Below are 19388 nucleotides of genomic sequence, written 5' to 3' on the forward strand. Positions count from 1 at the left end.
GATCCGCTCACCACGGCCTCCCGTCCGGGCCGGCCGCCACGACCGGCCCGGTCGCCGCCGTCGACCGGCCGCCCGCGTCGGGGCGATGTTCCGTCATCCCCGGTAACCCACGACGCCCACCGCACGGGCGAGGTGCGCAACGGGCGCGTCTGTCCGCGTGACACATATCAACTCCCTTTCTCTGTACGGTTACTGACGTCTCATCATGCCGCCTTTCCACATGGCGCCCCCACCCCTTCGGGATGCCGGTTCAGGCCAGGCCCGCTGCGATGGCACGGCGCACTGCGTCGGCGCGGTCTCTGATGTCTGCCTTGGCGAACAGGTTGTTGATGTGGGTCTTGACCGTGGCCTCGCTGATGAACAGCTTCTCGGCGATCGCCCGGTTCGGCAGGCCCTGGCCGATCAGGGTCAGCACCTCGCGTTCGCGTGGTGTGATGTCGCCGGGCAGCGGCTGTTGGGGAGTGGGGGCCTTGGTGCGGGCCGTGGCCAGGAGCCGGTCCTGGACCTCGCGGTCGAGGACGGACTGGCCCGCCGCGGCCGCCCGGATGGCGCGGGCGATGTCCTCGCGCCCCGCGTTCTTGGTCAGGTATCCGCGGGCCCCTGCGCTCAGCGCGGCCAGGATCGAGTCGTCGTCGGCGAAGGTGGTCAGGACGACGACGGCCACCTCCGGATGCTCCTCGGTCAGCCGTCGCGTCGCCTCGATGCCGTCCATCACCGGCATGCGCAGGTCCATGAGGACCACGTCCACGGGCCCCCCGGCGACCGCGGTGAGCACCTGGCTCCCGTCGGCGGCGGCCGCGACGACCTCGATGTCCCCAGACAGGCCCAGGACCGCGGCCAGCGGCTCCCGTACGGCGGCCTGGTCGTCGGCCACGATCACCTTCAACCGCTGCTCGTTCTGCGTCGGTTCACTCATCCCGGGATCACTGCCTCCACTTGCCAGCCACCTTCGTGCGGTCCGGCCACCACCGGGCCCGCCGTGATCGTTCCACCAAGGAGGGCGGCCCGTTCACGCATGCCGATCAGCCCCATCCCGCTGCCGACGCCCGGGGTCACCTTGCGGATCGCCGGGCTGTTGCTCACCGTCAGTTTCATGGACTCCGCCGCGTACGTCAGCTCCACTCGGACATCGCCGCCCGGCGCATGCCGCGCCGCGTTGGTCAGCGCCTCCTGCGCGATCCGCAGCAGGTTCTGGGTCACCCGGGACGGCACTTCGCGGGCGGTCCCCGTCACCGTCAGCGCGTCGCGGTGGCCGGACGACTCCACCATCGCGGTCAGGCTCTCCACCAGCGGCAGGGAGTCCTCACGCAGCGCGTGCACGGTCCACTGGGCCTGTTTCAGGCTCTCCTTGACCATGCTGTGCGCCTTCCTGTTCGCCTCGCGGACCTTGTCCAGATCGCCGGTGTCGATCAGCGCGTCCGCCAGCTCCAGCTGCATGTTGATGCCTGCCAGCGAGTGGGCCAGGACGTCGTGCACATCGCGGGCGATCCGGCCCCGTTCGGTCAGTACCGCGGTCTTGGCTTCGGCGCGGGCGGCCCGTTCCGCGGACTCGGCCGCCGAGATCGCCGCCCGTACGGCCTGCCGGTTGCTGCGATTGAGGATGCCGATCACCACCGGGCCGCCGGTGGTCAGACCGAGCGTCCAGGGCAGCAGATCGTGGCCGGAGCCGAGGCGGAAGTAGAGCACGCCGCCGCACAGCACACTGCACAGCGCCGCGAGAGCGAGGGCTCGTCTGGTCTCGAGGCGGAACCCGATGTGCCCGACGAGGAAGTACGCGAAGAGGTAGCTCGATCCGCTGGTGCTGACGCCGAGCAGTGCCGCCGCGGCGACGATGCCGGCGGTCAGCCACACCAGGGCGACGCGTGGGGAAACCCTGTCCTCGGGCAGGTGCCGGGCCGCCAGCGCGACACAGTTCACCAGGAGAAGGGCGCCGCATACCAGGCCCCGGCCGCTGAGATCCAGCGGCCGGACCGTCCAGATCGCGGAACCCATGACGAACAGGGTCAGAGCCCACTGCATGCGCGGGTCGGGGCCGGGCACGGCCCGCGGGCCGGCCCCGTGGTGCGAGGCCGGCCCGGGGGCCTGGGCTTTCTGGGCTTCGGGCACGGCGTGACCATAGTCCACGGTCAGGCCGTACGGTCGAGCACGGGGGCGGTTCGCGCCGCCACCGCGAGCGGTTGACGGTGGGCGACCATCCGGCCGCGGAGGAAGATCGTGGCGAGCCGCGTGACCACCTCGGTGAGCGCCATCAGGACGAAGGCGGCGACCCACGCCTGATCCGTGGTGATGTGGTGGGCGATGCTGAACCGGGCGACGTCGTCGGCGCCGCCGTGCTCGACCCATATCTGGAAGCCCATCCGGGCGCCCATGCCGAGCACCCACAGGACCGCGGAGACCGCCCCGGCCTTGATCAGCAGGTGCTCCCCCGCGACGCGGATCCGGGTGTGGACGCCGCCTGCGATGCCGAGCGCCGCACCCACGGCCATCAGCGCTCCGATGAGCACCAGGTCGTTGCCCTCGGTGGGAATCGAGTCGAGGTAGGTGTGGGCGACGAAGGCCACGATCCCCAGCGGGATCAGGAAGGTCTTGAGGTCGAGGCGGCCTTCCCGCAGCTGCCGGAAGACGACGAGGACGAGCGCGATGTCGGTGATCCAGTCGGTCGTTGTCATGCCCTCAAGACTGCTGCCGCCCGGCCTCACGCACCTGGACCCACGGGTGGAACCGAGGGTGGAGATGGCCTGCCGCCCCGCGTCCACCCTCAGGGGTCAGTGGAGGGTGGGCCGGTAGACGAGCTCCTGAATGTGACCGTCGAGTGTCCGGTGCTCGAGCAGCTCCAGGTCGAAGTCGGCGGCACCTTCGAAGATCCGGTCGACGCCGGTCCGGCCGGTGATGACGGGGAAGAGCGTCACCTGCACGCGGTCGACCAGACCGGCGGCCATCAGCGCCCGGTTCATGGAGAGGCTGCCGTGCGAGCGCAACGGCACGTCGGACTCCTCCTTGAGCCGGGCCACGACGTCGACGGCGTCACCGCTCACGACGGTCGCGTCCGGCCAGTCGAGGGGGCCTTCCAGGGTCGTCGACACCACCGTGGCGGGCATGCTCCTCATCCGCGTGACCCAGGGGTCACGCACGTCGGAATCCTCGGTGCTCTCGGCCAGCATCCGCGCGAAGGCCCGGTACGTGTTGGCTCCGAAGACCATCCGCTGCTCCGGTACGTACAGGGCCAGGCGGTGGTCGAGCAGCTCGGGGCCCTGCTTGCCCCAGTAGCCGGTCCAGTTGGCGCTGGCGCCACCGAAGCCGTCCAGGCTGGAAAAGACGTCGAAGGTGTACGTGGCGGTCATGTCGTTCTCCTCAAGTGCGGTCGGCCGGCGCGACGGGGCAGACCGACGGCTTTCCCCGGCCGGGCTTCGCAGACTGTCGCACCCATGGACCCGGCGCGCTTGCGAAACTCATCGCCATGCCGACCGCACGTGGTCCCGGCCACCCGAATGCCATGTGATCAACGACCGCCGGCACGGCAGCCCGTACGTCACACGGCTGCGGTGGACTGCGCCGTGCTCACCAGCGGACAGCCGTGAAGTCGATCGGGCGGGGCCTGAGCAGTCGTGTGCGTTCCGCGAGCGCCCGCAGTCGGCGGGACATCTCGTCGACCGCCAGGCAGTGGCGGTCCCCATGGCCGGGCAGGACCCATTCGAATCGCACCCGTCCGGCCGTCCTGGTCAAGGAGGTGGCCAACTCCTCGATGGAGTACCAGGTCACGCTGTCCGCTACCTCCAGATCGCCGGTGGCGCGCGACCAGTAGAAGCTGTCACCGCTGAAGCAGTACCGGTCGTCCGCGAGGTAGAGCACGCTCCCCCGGGTGTGGCCGGGGAGGGGGTGGGCAGTGACTCCCTCCCCGATTTCAACAGGTTCGAGGCCCCGGATCACCTGGTCGGCGTCGGGCGCCGCGTCGAGGTCTCCCTCGTGGATCCACAGGCGGGCGCCGAAGTGGTCCGCGTAATGCCGGCCGTGTGCGGCATGGTCCCGGTGAGTGAGCAGCACATCGGTGACCGGGCTCAACGCCGCGTACCGTTCGGCGAGTTCACGGCTCCAGCGCGGCGTGTCGATCATCATCGCCGTGCCGGAGGGTCGCAGCAGGAGGTAGGAGTTGGCTCCCGCGGTGTGCTGGGAATTGTGTCCGCATAACAGCAAGCCGTCGTCCAAAACCATCGGAAATGGGTCGCGCGCGCGGTCGATCCGCCCGGAGGTCGTACGGATCGAGCGTGTGGGACAGGCGAAGGCCGCGGCGTGAAGGCTCCGTGCCTCCGCCTCATCGCGCGGGGATCGAAGAACCCGCGACTTTCCGTCGGCCTCGACGACCAGGTCGGGCGCGAGTTGCCGGGCGACATCGCAGTTGGTGCAGCGGTCGTCCACGTACCAGCCGTCCATGACAGAACTCCTTCCAGAGGTCCAAGGATCCACGGGCCCGAGGATCCGTAGGCACCAAGGTCCACAGGTCGAATCGGAGCCGGACCGTCGCCACCCCACCAAGTCGGGGCGCCAGCGGACCGGATACATTGGCTGCATCGCCAAGTATCTTAATCGCGAAGGTAAATGGGACCCGCATGCGCGTCAATCACCAGGACGAACAGGCCGACGAACCGGCCGACCGGATCATCGCGTCCTTGACGGACCTCGCCGGAGCCCTGGGAAGGCTCAACGACCTGATCGCCCAGCGGCTCGGCATCGCGCAGACCGATCTGCTCTGCCTGCACATGCTCAACCGCGCCGGGGCCTGTACCGCCGGTGCTCTCAGCGCCCAACTCGGGCGTTCCACCGGCGCGGTCACGCACATGATCGACCGCTTGGAGAAGGCGGGTTACGTCCAGCGCAAACCGGACCCGCAGGACCGCCGCCGCGTACTCGTCGAAGCCTTTGCCCCGGGGCTCGAACGGATCGCCTCGTTCTACGAGCACATGGACGCCCGCAGCCGCCGGCTGACGGCCACCTTCTCCGACGACCAGCTCGCGGCGATCCACGCCTTCCTTCAGGGCAGTTACGACAGCGCCGTCGAAGAGTGCGACCAGCTGATCCGGTAGCCCGGCCCGGGCAGCACCGGTCCGGCCCGGACGCTGCGCCGTCGGGTGGAACCGCCGGGCGGGGCGAGCGTGGGGCGCCGGGCTCGGGGGCTCGGCCGCAGTTAGCTTGCCGGTGCTGCCCACCGAAGCCCCTGGAGAGCCATGTCTTCCCCTGTCCAGCCCCCTGCGGCCGAGGCGAAGCCGGGCCAGGCACGCCCGGGCCAGGTGCTGCGCAACCCCAAGATCTGGAAGTTCCCCACGGTCATCGTCTCGCTGGCTGTGCTGCTGCTCTCGCTCCTGTACATGGGGGGCATCATCGACCCCAACGGCCATATGCACCGGCTGCCCATCGGACTGGTCAACGCCGACCGCGGTGCCGTCGTGGGCGGGCGACACACCAACCTGGGTGCGCAGATCACCGACTCGATCACCAAGGCCTCCGACGAGCGGGTGTCCTGGAGACAGCTGGAGCCGGTCGCGGCCCAACAGCAGCTGGCCACGGGCAAGCTGTACGGGGTCCTTGAGGTTCCCGAGGGCTTCACCGCGGCGGTGGCGGCGCTTCCCGGCGGCGCGGCGACACCCCCTGCACGGCCCACGATGACCGTCCTCACCAACCCGGGCGTGGGCAGCCTCGCCTCCTCCCTTGCCGGCAACATCAATCAGGCGGCCGCCCACCGGGCCTCGCTGCAACTCGGCAAAACGCTCACCGCAACCTCCGCCGGTGCGAGCGGCGCGGCGCAGCTGCTGCTCGCCGACCCGATCAGCGTCGCGGTCAAGGTCGGCCACCCGATCGGGGCGCACAGCGGTCTGGGCCTGACCGCCTTCTACTACGCGCTGCTGCTTGTGCTCGCCGGTTTCATGGGCGGCAACATCATCAGCAACGGCGTCGATGTGGGCCTGGGCTACGCGGACAGCGAGATCGGGCCCTGGCACACCCGCCGCCCGGTGGTGCCGATCAGCCGCACGCGGACCCTGATCGTCAAGTGGGCCATGTCCGTCGCGATCGCCGCGCTGACATCCGCTCTGATCATGCTGGCCTGCGTGGCGATCCTGGGAATGGATGCCTCGCACCTGTGGCTGCTGTATGTGTTCTCGTTCTGCGCGAGCGCCACCGTGGGCCTCGGAGTGCAGTCCGTCAACGCGGCATTCGGCGGCATCGGACAGCTCGTCAGCATGTTCGTCTTCATCGTGCTCGCCCTGCCCTCCTCGGGCACGACGATTCCGCTGGAGGCGTTGCCCGGCTTCTACCGCTGGCTGTCGGTGTTCGAGCCGATGCGACAACTCGGCGGAGGGGTGCGAGCCATCCTGTACTTCGACGCACGCGCCGAGGCCGGACTCACCCGCGCCTGGGTCATGATCTCCGTCGGCGCGGTGGTGGCACTGTCCTTCGGCCTGGCCGCGGCTTCCTACTACGATCGCAAGGGCCTGCACCGGATGGTGCCGAAGGACTCCTGACCGAGCGTTCGGTCGCGTGTGGACGCGAGCGGCCCGGCCGGTCCGAGATGCGGGACGGCGTGCGGTGTGGCGTGGCAGCCGACCCCTCGGTATCAGCGGCGGGGTTCGACCTTCAGGTCGCCGCGGGTGAACGCGCGGCCCGTGTCGCTGGCGAGCATGTCGTGCGGGAAGCCGAGTGCGATCGCGCCGGCCTCGTCGAGACGGGCCAGTTGGGCGGCAGTGAAGTCGACCTCCAAGGCACCCAGATTGTCCTCCAGTTGTGCGGGCGTGCGGGCTCCGATGACCGGTGCCGTCACGTCCGGGTTCCGCAGCGTCCAGGCGAGCCCGACCTGGGCGGGTGTGCGGCCCAGCTCGCAGGCGACCTCCTTCACGACGTCCACGATGGCCAGGTTGCGTTCGGTGAGCGTGCCGCCGGCGATGGTGACGCTCCTGCGGGTGCCGTCGGCGGCGGCGACGCTCGGTGCGGTCAGGGTGTCGCGCCCGTACTTGCCGGTGAGCACCCCGCCGGCCAGCGGTGACCACGGGACCACCCCCAACCCCATCTCGCGTGCCATGGGGATCAGATCACGCTCCCCGGTGCGCTCGATCAGGTTGTACTCGATCTGCAGCGCGACCAGCGGCGACCAGCCGCGCAGGTCGGCTATCGCCTGCATGCGCGACACCTGCCAGGCCGGGGCGTTGGAGATCGCCACGTACAAGACCTTGCCCTGCCGGACCAGATCGTCCATGCCGCGCAGGATCTCCTCGACCGGTGTCGTGAAATCCCAGACGTGCAGGTAGAGCAGATCGATGTAGTCCGTATTCAGCTGTCGCAGACTGGCTTCCACCGACGCGAACAGGGCCTTGCGGTGATTTCCCCCGGAGTTCGGATCGCCGGGCCGGCGCAGCGTCGAATATTTCGTCGCAAGGACCAGGCTTTCGCGGTTTTCGCGGGCGAATTCGCCCAGCAGACGCTCGGAGCTTCCGTTGGTGTATGTACTGGCGGTGTCGATGAAATTACCGCCGCGCTCGACGTAGAGGTCGAACAGCTTGCGCGCCTCGTCCTGCTCGGCGCCCCAGCCCCACTCGGTGCCGAAGGTCGCCGCGCCCAGCGCCAGCGGGGAGACCCGCAGCCCTGAGCGGCCAAGGAGCCGGTAGCTGTCGAGGGTGAGCGACATCGTGTCCTCCGGTGCTTGTGATCCGTTGCCGGAAACCAGTCTGTGACCGCCGCGAGCCGGGGATAAGGGAGAGAAATTCCTGGGAATGCCAGTCCTACCCTTGGCTGTTGATCGAGCATGATGACCCGCACCGTGGACCCGACTCAGGAACTGGCCGCGTTCCTGCGGACCCGGCGCGAGCGCCTGGACCCGCACGATTTCCCCCTGCCGTCGCGTCGCCGGGCCCGGCGAACCCCGGGATTGCGCCGCGAAGAGGTCGCCGAACTGGCCGGTGTCAGCACCGACTACATCGTGCGGCTCGAACAGGGCCGCGGGCTGCGGCCGTCGGCGAACGTGGTGGAGGCGCTGGCCCGGGCGCTGCGCCTGCCTCCCGACGAACGCGACTACCTCTTCAACCTGGCCCGGCAGCGCCCCCGCGACACCGAGGGGCCGGCCACCACGGCGGCACCGCCGCTGGCCCGCCTGGTCGCCGACCTGTCGCCGCTGCCGGCCATGCTGATGAACCACCGCTACGACATCCTGGCCTGGAATGCCGAAATGGCAAAGCTGCTCGTTGATTTCGGCGCCTTGCCTCCGCCGCAGCGCAATGCGATATGGCTGTGCCTGATGCATCCGCGGATCCGCGATTTCTACGTCGATCGCGAACGCGTCGTGCGCGAGGGGTTCGCCCATCTGCGCGCCGCATGGGCCGCGCATCCGGACGATCAGGCGCTGACCGATCTCATCACCGAATTCACCACGCACGACGAGGAATTCGCACGCCTGTGGGCCGAGCGGGACATCAAGGTCAACGGCCGCGGGTACAAGGCGATACGACATCCTGACGCCGGTGTGATCGCAGTGCACTTCGAAGTGCTCGTGCCACTTCAAGACCCCGGCCAACGGTTGGTGATCTACCGCGCCGCGGACGACGAGAGCCAGTCGGCGTTGGACCGGTTGTGCGCACGGTGATGTCGAACCCTCCGTTCGCGAACTGAGCCGAACCGCCAGGGCGAGCCCGCCCTGTCAGGCGGGGACCGCGAGCGACCCGGTTCGCCCCATTCCCCACGTTCCACGAGTGGTTGGAGCCGTGCTCCGCTCTTGTCCGCGCACCCTGGCAATGCACGGCGTGCGGAACGGCAAGCGGGGTGTCCGGGCCCAGGGTGCGGTTGGCCGTCCGGTGCCCGGTCCACGCGCAGACCATCGACGAGTACGCCGTCGTGGAAGACCGCGCCGCAGATACTCGAAGCATGGCCCACTGCCGCTGCCGGATGGGCAGGCGGTTTGATTGACTCGGGGCATGAGTGATCTCTTCGTCAAGATCTGCGGTCTGCGGACCGCGCGGGATGTCGACACCTGTGTCGAGGCGGGCGCGGACGCGGTCGGGTTCGTGTTCGCGACCAGTGCGCGCACGATCGACGCCGCCACCGCACGGCGGCTCGCCGAACGCGTACCGGCACACATCCTCACGGTGGGGGTCTTCCGCGGCCAGCCGCTCGACGAGGTGCGCCGCCTCACGCAGGAGAGCGGCGTCCGTGCGGTCCAGCTGCATGGCGACGAGGGCCCGGAGTACTACGAGGCGCTGCGGTCGCAGGGTCGCACTCTGATCCGGGCCACAGCCGCCACCGAGGTCCCGGCTCGGCTCGGCGAGCTGGGTGAGGACCTGCTGCTCCTCGACGCGCCCGACCCCGGGTCGGGCAAACCGTGGAACTGGGCCTCCCCCGAGTTCGCCGCTCCCACCGGGCGCTGGATGCTCGCGGGTGGACTGCACCCGGGCAACGTGCGCCGGGCCGCCGACGTCACCGGCGCCTGGGGAGTGGACGTCTCCAGTGGCGTGGAGAGCGAACGCGGTGTCAAATCGACGGAGTTGATCCGCTCCTTCATCACGGCGGCCCGCCACTGACATCGCGCCCGCCCTCCGCCGGCCCCACTCGGCCGGAACCGCCGGCAAGCGCACCACCTCGACGGCGTCCCTCGGTGTGACGGCGGTGTCCTGAGAGGATCAAGCCACGTTGGAAGCCCGCAGAGGATTGGACAGCGAGCAATGACAGACAGAGCGCGCATCGTCGTACTCGACCCGGTCGATCCTGACGCCCTGGACGCCCTGGCCCAGGCCCACGAGGTCGAGGTGCGGATCCGCCCCGGACACGACGAACTCCTCGCCCTCGCCGCCGGGGCCGACGCCCTCGTGGTGCGCAGCGGCGTACGCATCACGGCCGACGTCATCACCGCGGGTCAGCGCCTGAGGGTGGTGGCGCGGGCCGGGTCCGGCACCGACAACATCGACCTGGAGGCCGCCCGGGAAGCCGGAGTCCAGGTGTTCAACATCCCCGGCGCCTCGGCCGGGGCCGTCGCCGAACTCGCTCTCGGGCTGCTCCTCGCGGTGACCCGCAACATCGCCCGCGCCGACCGGCAGATCCGGGACGGCATCTGGGACAAGCCGAACCTGGCGGGCCCCGAGCTGCGCGACCATGTCCTCGGGGTGGTCGGCCAGGGCCCGATCGGGTCCCGCATCGCCGAGCTCGCGAACGCCCTCGGCATGCGCGTCCTCGCCTCCGTGGCCCGGCCCTCGCCCGAGCGGGACGCCGCGCTGCGCGAGCGCGGCGTCGAACGCGTCGAGCTGTCCGAGCTGCTCGCCACCGCCGACGCGGTGTGCCTGTCCGTGCCGCTCACGGAGCACACGCGCGGGCTGATCGGCGAGGCTGAACTCGCCCTGATGGGCACCGGCGCCTACCTCGTCGACGTGTCCCGCGCCGGAGTCGTCGACGAGGCCGCGCTGCTGCGGGCGCTGCGCGAGAAGACCATCGCGGGTGCCGCCCTCGACGTCCACAGCCAGGAGAGCGGCACCCCGGAGTTCGCCGCTCTGGACAATGTGGTGCTGACCCCGCACATCGGCGCCGCCACGACGGATGCCCAGGCCGAGGTCGGCCGCATCCTGGTCAGCGAGCTCAATGCGGCGCTGTCCGGCGGCTCCGCCGCGAACAGGGTGTGCTGACCTCGACCGACACGCCCGACGGCTTTCCTTCGGGTTTACCTGAACAGGCGGTCGCCGCTGTTGGCCATGCGGTGCGTGGCGCCGTGCTGGTTCACCCAGTCACGGACGAGCTTGATGGCGTTGGCGCACTGCCAGGTGTTGTCGTACTCCTTGACTCCGTTGAAGGCGCCGTAGCCCGCGATGATGCCGTCGACACGTGCGTCGCCGAGGAGTTTGTCGACGTACCACGGGTCGTTGTAGGTGGTCGTCCAGGACAGCGTGGCCGCGAGCCTTCCGGCGGCACGGTCGTCGGCGCCCTTCTTCAGTTCGGCGCACGTGTTCCAGGTGGCTTCCGTGCAGTTGCCGAATCCCTTGGTGATGTCGGAGTCGCCGTAGTCCATCGCCCGGTGCCCCGTCGGGAATCCGGAACCGGACCGGTTGAAGGCGCCGACGACCTGGTCGCGGGTCCCGGTGCTCGTGATGCCCTCAAGGCTGCCGAGCTTGCCTTCCAGGCTCTTCCAGCCCCTGCCGCCGACGTCCGGGGTGCTGCCGCCGTGGTACTCGAAGAATCCGTAGAGGACCTGGATTCCGGCGGCCGTCAGCCGCTGTGCCTTGTCGCGCAGGCCGGCGACGCTGCAGGCGCGGTTGGGCGCTTCTCCGCAGTAGTTGGGGTCCTTGATGTCCAGCCAGACCAGCGCGAGGCGGCGCCCCGCCTTGGCGTTGGAGAGGATGCGGTCGATCATGCTGTCGAAGCTGGGGCCGTAACGGGTTTCACCGGCCGAGGAGCAGTCGTGATAGGCGCGCCATTCGTTCGGGTTGTACCAGGCGCAGACGTCGATCTCGATGCCGTTGGCGCCGTGGTTGAGCGCGGCGTCCACGCCGTCCAGGGTGTCGACCCGGTGCGCGATGGCGTAGATCGCGTGCCGCTGATCGGCTGCCGCCGCCGGGGTCGCGCCGAGCGCGGTGACACCGAGGACGCCGCAGAGCGCCGCGACGAGGGCCCGTAACAACCGGCGGCCGAAGCCGTGTGGGAGGTGGCTGGTCAAGAGGTGGTACTCCTTCGGATCTGCGCCCTGAGCCGGGCGGATGTGCGAAGTACGGTGGATCTATCCGAAAAAGTAGCCTGCCCAGGGCAGATTTCATGACATGTTCTCGGCCTGCTTTCCTCGTCAAGTGGCCATAGTGGGCGCAGAGTTCGCGCGCTCAGAACCAGTGCAGGCAGTGCGGGGGACGCTCGGCGCGGAAGAGGGCGTCGGCGAGGGTCGCCGCGCCCGGGCGGTGGGCGCGGATGTGTCCGGCACGTACGAGCGTGCTCGGGGCGGTACCGCCGAGGTAGACCGAGCCGAGGTCGCTCACGTCGAGGGACAGGTCGGGCTCCCGGCCCGTCCGTACGCAATCGGCCTTGCCGTCCCGGACGGTCAGCAGGTAGCGGCCGTGCTCCCCGAGGAACGGGTCGTCGACGTCGAGGACGAGCTCGCCGTCCGTGAACCAGCCGCGCGAGATCAGCGCCCGCGGGACGTCGAGGAGTCGCACCCAGAGCCAGTCGGTGTCGCCGCTGACCTCGCCGGCGCGGAAGTCCGCGAGCTGCCAGCGCAGCGGGTGTTCGGGCGGAACGTGCTTGAACACGACCTGAGCGACCAGGTCGTGTCCGAGCACGAACCGGGCCAGGGCCGTGAAGACGGAGTCGTCGATGGCGATGGTCTCGTCGACCGTCAGCGTCTCGGCCTCGCCGACCGAATAGCTGGCATACCCGTCCGCTATGCCCTCGGCGTCGCGGTGGACCGCGACGTAGCGCGGCGCCGTGGAGACCGGGGGCTGCCCCGCGCCCAGGGCCCACCAGCGGTGCGGCCGGGACACCGCGCCGGGCTGTGCGCGGCGGTACCGGTCGTAGACCTCTTCCAGGATCTCGCCGCACTCGGCACGCCGCAGCACCTCGACCGAGCCCGTCGTCGGGCCGTCGGCCGGTGCGCCCGCCCGGGGATCCGCGAGGACGCCCCGGTGGCGCGGCACCGTCAGCCGCCGCGTGTAGGTCGCCGGTCCGTAGCCGAACCTGCGGTAGATCAGGGCCTCGGAGGCCAGCAGCACGGAGAGGACCTCACCTCGGGCCCTCAGCTCGGTGAGCTGATGCCGCATCATCGCGCTGAGCACGCCCTGCCGTCGGTGCGAGGGCAGGACGCCGACGGCGGTCACCCCGGCGGCCGGGACGAGGATCTCGCCGGGCAGGGTGAGCTCGAAGGAGTACGCACCGGCGGTTCCGACGGGTCGCCCGTCCGCCGCCACGGCGAACAGGTTGCGGTCCATTTCCAACGCCGACCACCACCCCGTGCTGCCCTCCTTAGGGGGTTCCGGGAAGCGCCCGAACGCGGCATGAAGTGTGTCGACGAAGAGATCGAGGTCCTGGTCGGTGGTGGGACGTATCTCCATTGGTGCCGCTGCCTCCCCGGGATGCCGACACCACGCCGCGTGATGCCCGGCCACAGTGCAACCTCGCCCCCACGACAAGGTCAAGCGAATTACGGGCTGCCGCAAGCCGATCAATCCCACCGACGCAGAGTGCCGCCTGCTGCTCCAAGGGGCCATCAGTGCGTTCCACGGCACGAACGCCACGGCCGTTCTCTTCACCGACCGGGGCTGCGAGCAGCGGCGTACCACGATGACCCGTGGCGATCAACGTTCCTTTGGGGATTCCCTCCCACACAGCGTGCGTTTCGACTGGGCGCGGTTGATGGGCCATTGAGGCGGCCGGGCCGCCACCACATCGGGCCCGGGGCCTCCTGCTGCCGAAGGGTCACTCACCCCATGGAGGCCGACCCGCCTCGCAGGTGATCGGCGAGGGCGCGGAACACGAAGAAGTTGGGGATGCGGCTCACTGCCGTCATCGACAGGGCACTCCAGCGCCCGGCCACGCGGATCCGTACGTAGCCGTCCTTCACCTCGACGTCTTCGACCTGCGGCCAGGGTGTTGACTTGTTGCCCGACCCGATCTCCCTGGGCGTCAGCCACAGTGGGCCGAACTCCAGACGCCGGCCCGCATTCAACTGGGCTACCGCCTGCGGAAGTTGCGCCTCCGTGACGGCCTGCTGGATCGCCGGCCCCCACTCGTGAGGCTGCGCGTAGCCCGCCCGGAGAACTACCTGTGTACCCGTGGTGTCCGTGACGGTGTAGGCGTAGGTGATCCTGGTGGTCTGGCCGTATTGGGTGTGCCGGACGATGTTCTGCAGCACGCTCGTGTCGGCATAGCGGACCACGTGGACACCGCCACGGTGGGCCGAGGTGAGTCCGTGCTCGAACAGGTCGAGGCGTGATCCTTCGTTTCTGTTGGCGGCACTGCTGTACGTCATGATCGCGTACAGGCATATCAGCAGCGGCAGCCCCACCACGAACGCCAGCGGCACGTAGCCGGTCGCCAGGCAGAGCACGACGAGGACGCCTAGCACCACGGCCGCGAACTGGACGCGCTTGACGTGCTGGCGCTGAGCCTGCGCGATCGACGGATAGGCCGCGCGATGCATCCCCAGCCCCTCCCGTGCCGCCGCGGCGCTGACCTGCTGCGCGACCCCGTCCCGGTCGAGGTGGTCCTGGTTCGACACCGAATCCCCACTCATCCCTGCCCCCTGTGAGCCCGCGAGAACTGTCCTGCCACGCAACGGAGCCGTGGCAGAGACACGTCAACTACCGGTGAGACAGACGGTGTTGCGGGGCACCTCGGTTCCACGAGCGGTCCCGGGAAGAACCGGTGGCAATAAATCAGTGGAACGGCAGCGCCGTGCGCCTTACTGTGCTGCCGAATCACGTCGCCCAGGCAAGGACGTCCCGTTGTACACCGTGTGAGACCCCCCGAGTGCTGATTGGTCGCGCGTCGCGCAGGTTCGCGCCGCGCTGCTTTTTGCTGCGGACTTCTCACTGAGATCGGTGTACTTCTGTGCTCGAAAACTGGGTGGTCACACCCACCTGCCTGCCGCTCGTCCTCCGCCGTTGCCACGCGTGCGCGTCCGACCGCTTCCGGGCGAACGGCAAGTTCCGCGTCAACGCGAACCACAAGCTCCTCGACGCCTGGCTCCTCGTCCTCTGCACCGGTTGCGGGGAAACGGCAAAGCTCACGGTCCTGGAGCGGATGAACGTGCGCTCCGTACGACCCGAGCTCCTCGACCGAATGCACGACAACGACCTCGGTCTGGCGGCCGAGTTGCTCCAGGATCCGGTCGTACGGCGCCGCAATCGCATCGCCCTCGACTGGGACAACGCCTGGCGCCTCGACACCGGCGGATCGGAACGACTGGACCGCGAGGCCATCGACGTCTCGGTCCGCTTCGCGGCGCGGATCCCTGTCCGGCCGGTGCGACTGATCGCCGAGGGCTTCGGTCTTTCACGGGCGGAGGTGGAGAGGCTGATCGACGAGGGGAACCTCGTGTCGGCGGTCCGGCTGAGCGGCAAGCTCTCCGGCGACTTCACGTTCACCCTCAAGCGCTGAACCCGCCCGGCACCAGGGCCTGCCCGTGCACCGGCAAGATCCGCCGGACAGGCCCCGGTGCCGTGACCGTCAATTTCCGACTCCCCATATGCCAGTGGGAGTTCAGCGTCAGCTCAATGTCATCCCTGGCAGATTCCGCGCTCGTAGTCGACGGTCGCGGAAGCCTTGGAGTACTGCCACTGCGGGGCAAGGAGCTGGGTGTCGAGTTGCTTGGCGGCCGCGGGGCTCTCCACCACGTACCCGAAGTCCTGGAGCCATGCCGGGTAGAGGTTCTTGGATCCGATGTAGAACGCCGAGCCGTCCACGGAGATCAGTTTGTGGTGCTGCGCGTAGGGATGGCCATCCGCCCACTTCGGGCTCGACGAGCTCCGGAAGCTGGCCAGTTGGAGGTTCGAGCACATCGCGGTCCGTGCCGAACCCTGATCGCCGGTGAGCAGGGCGATTCGGTCGCGGAGGGTGTCGCTGATCTCGGCGAGTGACTTGATCTGCGAGTATCCGCCGCTGCCCACGGCGCCACGGTTGGCGGGATCGCTGACGACGATGCGGACCTTGACGCCGTCCGCCAGCTTGGCCGCGAGGGCGTCGTACGTGCGGATGTCGTACCGGGGCAGCGGTGGGCAGGTCGCGTTGAGGTCCTGCTGAGAGATCTCGATGTGCCGGTCCGCGCTGGAGATCAGTGCCCGCAGGGCGCTCTCCTCCGGGTTGACGGTGTCGTAGTCCCGGTCGGCGTTGGTGTTGTCGTGCAGGCCGACGCCGCACTTGGTGTCGGAGGCGCTGGGCAGTGTGGGCCGGAACGCCGATGTGGGGTCGTTGCGTTGGATGCCGACCCCGAGTCCGCCCACCGCGATCACCGGTACGTCACCCGAGGGCGTTACGGGTGCGGCGTCCCGGGCCAGGGACGGCATGCATCCGGCCCCGTTGGAGGAGGCGAACCAGACGCTGGCGATGTTGTTCTTGTTCCGGCAGGTCCAGGACCACAGCTCGTCCAGGTACTTGCCGGCGGAGGCGGCGGCCGGACCGCTCAGGGCCAGGTCGACGTCGGAGACCGGATGGGATGTGTCCAGGTAGTCGTCCTTCCAGTTGTTGATGCCTCCCGTGATCACCGACCGGCCGTCGACGACGAGCAACTTGGAGTGGTTCCAGGAGAAGGCGGTCTTCGACGTCGTCATGGACGCGACGTTGAGGGTGACGTTGGCCGCGTCCTTGCCGAGCCTGCCGACGAGTTCGTCGCGGTACTTCGACGGGATGACGTTCAGGTGGTAGATCGGCGCAGCGCCCACCAGCACGCGCACCTTGAGCTTGTGGCCGGACGCTGCCGAAGCCTTGAGCCCGGCCACCACGGCATCCTGGAACGCACCGTTGGGGAAGGGCGCGAGGGTGGATATGTCGACGGTTCCCCTCGCCCGGGAGATGTTCTCCGTCATCTTGGCGAGGAGCCGCCGCGTTCCGGGCCGGTCGGCACACGTGGCATCGCCCCAGCACCCGGGGGTCTGCAGCAGCCAGTCGCCTCCGCCCGCTGCCGACGCATCCAGGGTGTTGCCCCCGGTGCGCTCCCAGACCCGCCCTTCGAGTCCCGGAGAGACCTGACGGAGCGCCTGCTCGACGGCGTCCAGGTGCGGGGCGGCCGGCCCCGCGTCCGCCGTGGCGGGGGCCGCGGGCAGCAGGGCGGCCGCCATGGCCGGGACAGCGACACCGAGGACGAGAGCGGACGAACGCCTTCGCGGATGACGAGCCAATTCGGGATCCCTTGTTCGGAGGAGCGCGGCCGCCACTATCGGCGAGCAGCAAGATCAACTTGCGGAAGCTACCAGCAACCCCTCCGGATCGCGGACCTGGGCATGCGCGATCCGGCCACGCATCGACCGCCCCCACGCGGGGCTTGAAAGGGAGATGCGGCGCTCCGCCGACGACCCTGCCGGTCCGTGTCCGCGTCGTCGACATGACGGCGGGCTCTTGCGGACAGGCGCACAGCCGCCGGCAGGCGCACAGCCGCCGGCAGGCGCACAGCCGCCGGCAGGCGCTGTCCCGAAGGATCACGTGCCCCTGCACGACACCTTGACCCGATACCGTGCGCCGGAACCGACAGCCGTACGGATGCGGGGCCCGCACGGCCACCGTTCGAGGAGTGAGTGTTGAACACGCCAGCGCCCTCAGCAGGTGGCCCCGCGCTCAAACGTCGGCTGGGGGTCTTCGACGCCGTAGTCATCGGACTCGGCTCGATGATCGGGGCGGGGATCTTCGCCGCGCTCGCCCCGGCCGCCGGCGCTGCCGGGTCCGGCCTGCTGCTCGGCCTGGCGCTCGCCGCCGTGGTCGCCTACTGCAACGCCACGTCCTCGGCTCGGCTGGCCGCCCGCTACCCCGCCTCCGGCGGCACCTATGTGTACGGACGCGAGCGTCTCGGGGACTTCTGGGGCTATCTCGCCGGGTGGGCTTTCGTCGTCGGCAAGACCGCCTCGTGCGCCGCGATGGCCCTGACGGTCGGCTCCTACGTGTGGCCGGGGCAGGAGCACGCGGTCGCCGTCGCCGCCGTGGTGGCGCTGACGGCGGTGAACTACGCCGGGGTGCAGAAGTCGGCCTGGCTGACCCGGGCCGTCGTCGCCTTCGTGGTGGCCGTACTCGCCGCGGTCGTGGCCGCCTGCCTGAGCGGCGGAACCGCGGACGCCGCCCGGCTGGACATCGGCACGGACGCCACCGTCGGCGGGGTGCTCCGGGCCGCCGGGCTGCTCTTCTTCGCCTTCGCCGGCTACGCCCGCATCGCCACCCTGGGCGAGGAGGTCCGCGACCCCGCCCGCACCATCCCCCGTGCGATCCCGATCGCCCTGGGCATCACCCTCGTGGTGTACGCGGCCGTCGCCGTCACCACCCTGGCCGTGCTCGGGGCTGACCATCTGTCAGGTTCCGGCGCCCCGCTGGCCGATGCCGTCCGCGCCGCCGGAGTCCCGGGGCTGGCGCCCGTGGTGCGGGCCGGGGCCGCCGTCGGCGCCCTGGGTTCCCTGCTGGCCCTGATCCTCGGCGTCTCGCGCACCACCCTCGCGATGGCCCGCGACCGGCATCTGCCGCATGTACTGGCCACGGTCCACCCGCGATTCCACGTCCCCCACCGGGCGGAACTGGCCGTCGGGGCCGTAGTCGCGGCACTCGCCGCGAGCGTCGACGTACGCGGGGCGATCGGGTTCTCCTCCTTCGGGGTGCTGGCCTACTACGCCATCGCCAACGCGGCCGCCCTCACCCTCTCCCCCGCCGAAGCCCGCCCACCACGCGCAGTGCCCGTCCTCGGCCTCACCGGCTGCATCGCCCTGGCCTTCGCTCTGCCACCCGCATCAGCCACCTCCGGCGCGGCGGTCCTCGCCCTCGGCGCCGCCCTCTACGTCCTGCGCAAGGCCGTCAACCGCCCCTGAATACTCCTCGGCCGTGGCAGCGAGGCGAGAGCGGAACGTCGGGACCGTTCCCTTATCCGGGTGGCACATGCGCCGTCTCCCTGCGAACATCTGCGGATGCACATATGCCCAGACGATCTTGGCCATCTTTCCTACGTCCTCGACGGCGAAGGACCGCCCCTCGTGCTCGTGCACGCCGGCGTCGCGGATCACCGTATGTGGGACGCGGTCGTGCCCGCCCTCACGGAACGGCACACAGTCATCCGCTACGACTTGCGCGGCTTCGGCGAGTCCGCGCCCCCGACCGGACCGTTCAGCGAGGCCGACGACCTGCGCCGGCTCCTGGACCACCTCGGCCACGAGCGTGTCCGGCTCGTCGGCGCGTCCTGGGGCGGGCGCGTGGCCGTGGACTTCGCTCTCACCCACCCGGACCGGGTGCACTCCCTCGCACTGCTCGCCCCGCCGTGGCCGGGATACGACTGGTCCGCGGACATGGTCGCCTACGACGAGGCCGAGACGGCGGCCCTGGACGCGCACGACCTGGACGCCGCCGTCGAGGTGAACCTGGACATGTGGCTGCGCGGGCCGGCCCGCGGATGGGACGACGTCGCCCCGGGCCTGGCCGACCAACTCCGTGGCCCGGTAAGGACGTCACTGGTCAACCAGGACATTGTCGGCAAGCACTCCCAGGGCCCCGGCAACGGTGACCTCGCCGCCATCTCCGTCCCCACCCTGGTGGGCATCGGCAAGCTCGATGTGCCCGACTTCCAGGACATCGCCCGCCGGTACGCCGCCGAGATCCCCGACACCACCCTGGTCGAGTTCTCCACCGCCGCCCACCTCATCGCCCTGGACGCACCCGCCGAACTCGCCGCCGCACTGGGCCCGTTCCTCGCCCGCTGACGCGTGGACGGTGGG

The 19388-nt window shown here is 69.9% G+C and carries 18 protein-coding genes; 8 read left to right on the forward strand and 10 right to left on the reverse strand.

Annotated features, from left to right (window positions below):
• Positions 1-250: 250 nt before the first annotated feature.
• From IE206_RS00960 to IE206_RS00980, 5 genes are all read right to left on the reverse strand, one after another.
• Positions 251-916: a response regulator transcription factor gene (locus IE206_RS00960; RefSeq protein ID WP_189959605.1), complete on the reverse strand. Its 666-nt coding sequence runs from the start codon at positions 914-916 to the stop codon at positions 251-253.
• Entirely contained in the window at positions 913-2019 is a 1107-nt protein-coding gene (locus IE206_RS00965) for a sensor histidine kinase (protein ID WP_189960711.1), read from the reverse strand. Before IE206_RS00965 ends, IE206_RS00960 begins: the two co-directional genes overlap by 4 nt.
• 107 nt (positions 2020-2126) lie before the next feature.
• Positions 2127-2669, reverse strand: a complete 543-nt coding sequence (locus IE206_RS00970; RefSeq protein WP_189959607.1) for a hypothetical protein — start codon at positions 2667-2669, stop codon at positions 2127-2129.
• Positions 2670-2765: 96 nt separating this feature from the next.
• Positions 2766-3341 (reverse strand): dihydrofolate reductase family protein, encoded by a 576-nt coding sequence (locus tag IE206_RS00975; RefSeq protein WP_189959609.1) that lies wholly within the window; start codon positions 3339-3341, stop codon positions 2766-2768.
• Between the two features lie 217 nt (positions 3342-3558).
• Positions 3559-4428: a 4Fe-4S domain-containing protein gene (locus tag IE206_RS00980; protein ID WP_189959611.1), complete on the reverse strand. Its 870-nt coding sequence runs from the start codon at positions 4426-4428 to the stop codon at positions 3559-3561.
• Positions 4429-4604: 176 nt separating this feature from the next.
• Between IE206_RS00980 and IE206_RS00985 the strand changes: the two genes are divergently transcribed.
• A complete protein-coding gene (locus IE206_RS00985; RefSeq protein WP_189959613.1) occupies positions 4605-5078 on the forward strand; it encodes a MarR family winged helix-turn-helix transcriptional regulator in 474 nt (157 codons plus the stop codon).
• Between the two features lie 141 nt (positions 5079-5219).
• Positions 5220-6512 carry a YhgE/Pip domain-containing protein gene (locus tag IE206_RS00990; protein WP_189959615.1) on the forward strand — a complete coding sequence of 431 codons (1293 nt, stop codon included), beginning with the start codon at positions 5220-5222 and terminating at the stop codon, positions 6510-6512.
• A 92-nt stretch (positions 6513-6604) separates the two neighbouring features.
• Here IE206_RS00990 and IE206_RS00995 read toward each other — a convergent pair whose 3' ends face one another.
• Positions 6605-7669, reverse strand: coding sequence for an aldo/keto reductase (locus IE206_RS00995; RefSeq protein WP_189959617.1), 1065 nt, complete (start codon positions 7667-7669; stop codon positions 6605-6607).
• A gap of 117 nt (positions 7670-7786) precedes the next feature.
• Between IE206_RS00995 and IE206_RS01000 the strand changes: the two genes are divergently transcribed.
• The 3 genes from IE206_RS01000 to IE206_RS01010 all read left to right on the forward strand — a co-directional run bounded on the left by IE206_RS01000 (position 7787) and on the right by IE206_RS01010 (position 10643).
• Positions 7787-8620 carry a helix-turn-helix transcriptional regulator gene (locus IE206_RS01000; RefSeq protein ID WP_189959619.1) on the forward strand — a complete coding sequence of 278 codons (834 nt, stop codon included), beginning with the start codon at positions 7787-7789 and terminating at the stop codon, positions 8618-8620.
• Positions 8621-8948: 328 nt separating this feature from the next.
• Complete coding sequence (locus IE206_RS01005) at positions 8949-9551, forward strand: phosphoribosylanthranilate isomerase (RefSeq protein WP_189959621.1); 603 nt, start codon at positions 8949-8951, stop codon at positions 9549-9551.
• A gap of 141 nt (positions 9552-9692) precedes the next feature.
• The gene (locus IE206_RS01010; protein ID WP_189959622.1) at positions 9693-10643 is read left to right on the forward strand and encodes an NAD(P)-dependent oxidoreductase; all 951 of its coding nucleotides are present in this window, start codon (positions 9693-9695) and stop codon (positions 10641-10643) included.
• A 35-nt stretch (positions 10644-10678) separates the two neighbouring features.
• On the opposite strand, the gene IE206_RS01015 is transcribed toward IE206_RS01010, so the two are convergent.
• From IE206_RS01015 to IE206_RS01025, 3 genes are all read right to left on the reverse strand, one after another.
• Complete coding sequence (locus IE206_RS01015; protein WP_226598603.1) at positions 10679-11668, reverse strand: PI-PLC domain-containing protein; 990 nt, start codon at positions 11666-11668, stop codon at positions 10679-10681.
• 157 nt (positions 11669-11825) lie between these two features.
• Positions 11826-13046, reverse strand: a complete 1221-nt coding sequence (locus tag IE206_RS01020) for a GNAT family N-acetyltransferase (protein WP_189959624.1) — start codon at positions 13044-13046, stop codon at positions 11826-11828.
• A 368-nt stretch (positions 13047-13414) separates the two neighbouring features.
• Positions 13415-14227, reverse strand: coding sequence for a DUF6585 family protein (locus IE206_RS01025; RefSeq protein WP_189959626.1), 813 nt, complete (start codon positions 14225-14227; stop codon positions 13415-13417).
• 317 nt (positions 14228-14544) lie between these two features.
• Here IE206_RS01025 and IE206_RS01030 point away from each other — a divergent pair, with 317 nt between their 5' ends.
• On the forward strand, positions 14545-15093 hold the full coding sequence (locus tag IE206_RS01030; protein ID WP_189959629.1) for a DUF1062 domain-containing protein: 549 nt from the start codon (positions 14545-14547) through the stop codon (positions 15091-15093).
• Between the two features lie 119 nt (positions 15094-15212).
• On the opposite strand, the gene IE206_RS01035 is transcribed toward IE206_RS01030, so the two are convergent.
• Positions 15213-16829 carry a phospholipase D-like domain-containing protein gene (locus IE206_RS01035; RefSeq protein WP_226598605.1) on the reverse strand — a complete coding sequence of 539 codons (1617 nt, stop codon included), beginning with the start codon at positions 16827-16829 and terminating at the stop codon, positions 15213-15215.
• Positions 16830-17225: 396 nt separating this feature from the next.
• Between IE206_RS01035 and IE206_RS01040 the strand changes: the two genes are divergently transcribed.
• On the forward strand, positions 17226-18491 hold the full coding sequence (locus IE206_RS01040; protein ID WP_189959630.1) for an APC family permease: 1266 nt from the start codon (positions 17226-17228) through the stop codon (positions 18489-18491).
• Between the two features lie 96 nt (positions 18492-18587).
• Positions 18588-19373, forward strand: coding sequence for an alpha/beta fold hydrolase (locus IE206_RS01045; protein ID WP_189959632.1), 786 nt, complete (start codon positions 18588-18590; stop codon positions 19371-19373).
• Positions 19374-19388: the final 15 nt, after the last annotated feature.

The sequence above is a fragment of the Streptomyces violascens genome, assembly GCF_014649955.1.
Taxonomy (GTDB): Bacteria; Actinomycetota; Actinomycetes; order Streptomycetales; family Streptomycetaceae; genus Streptomyces; species Streptomyces violascens.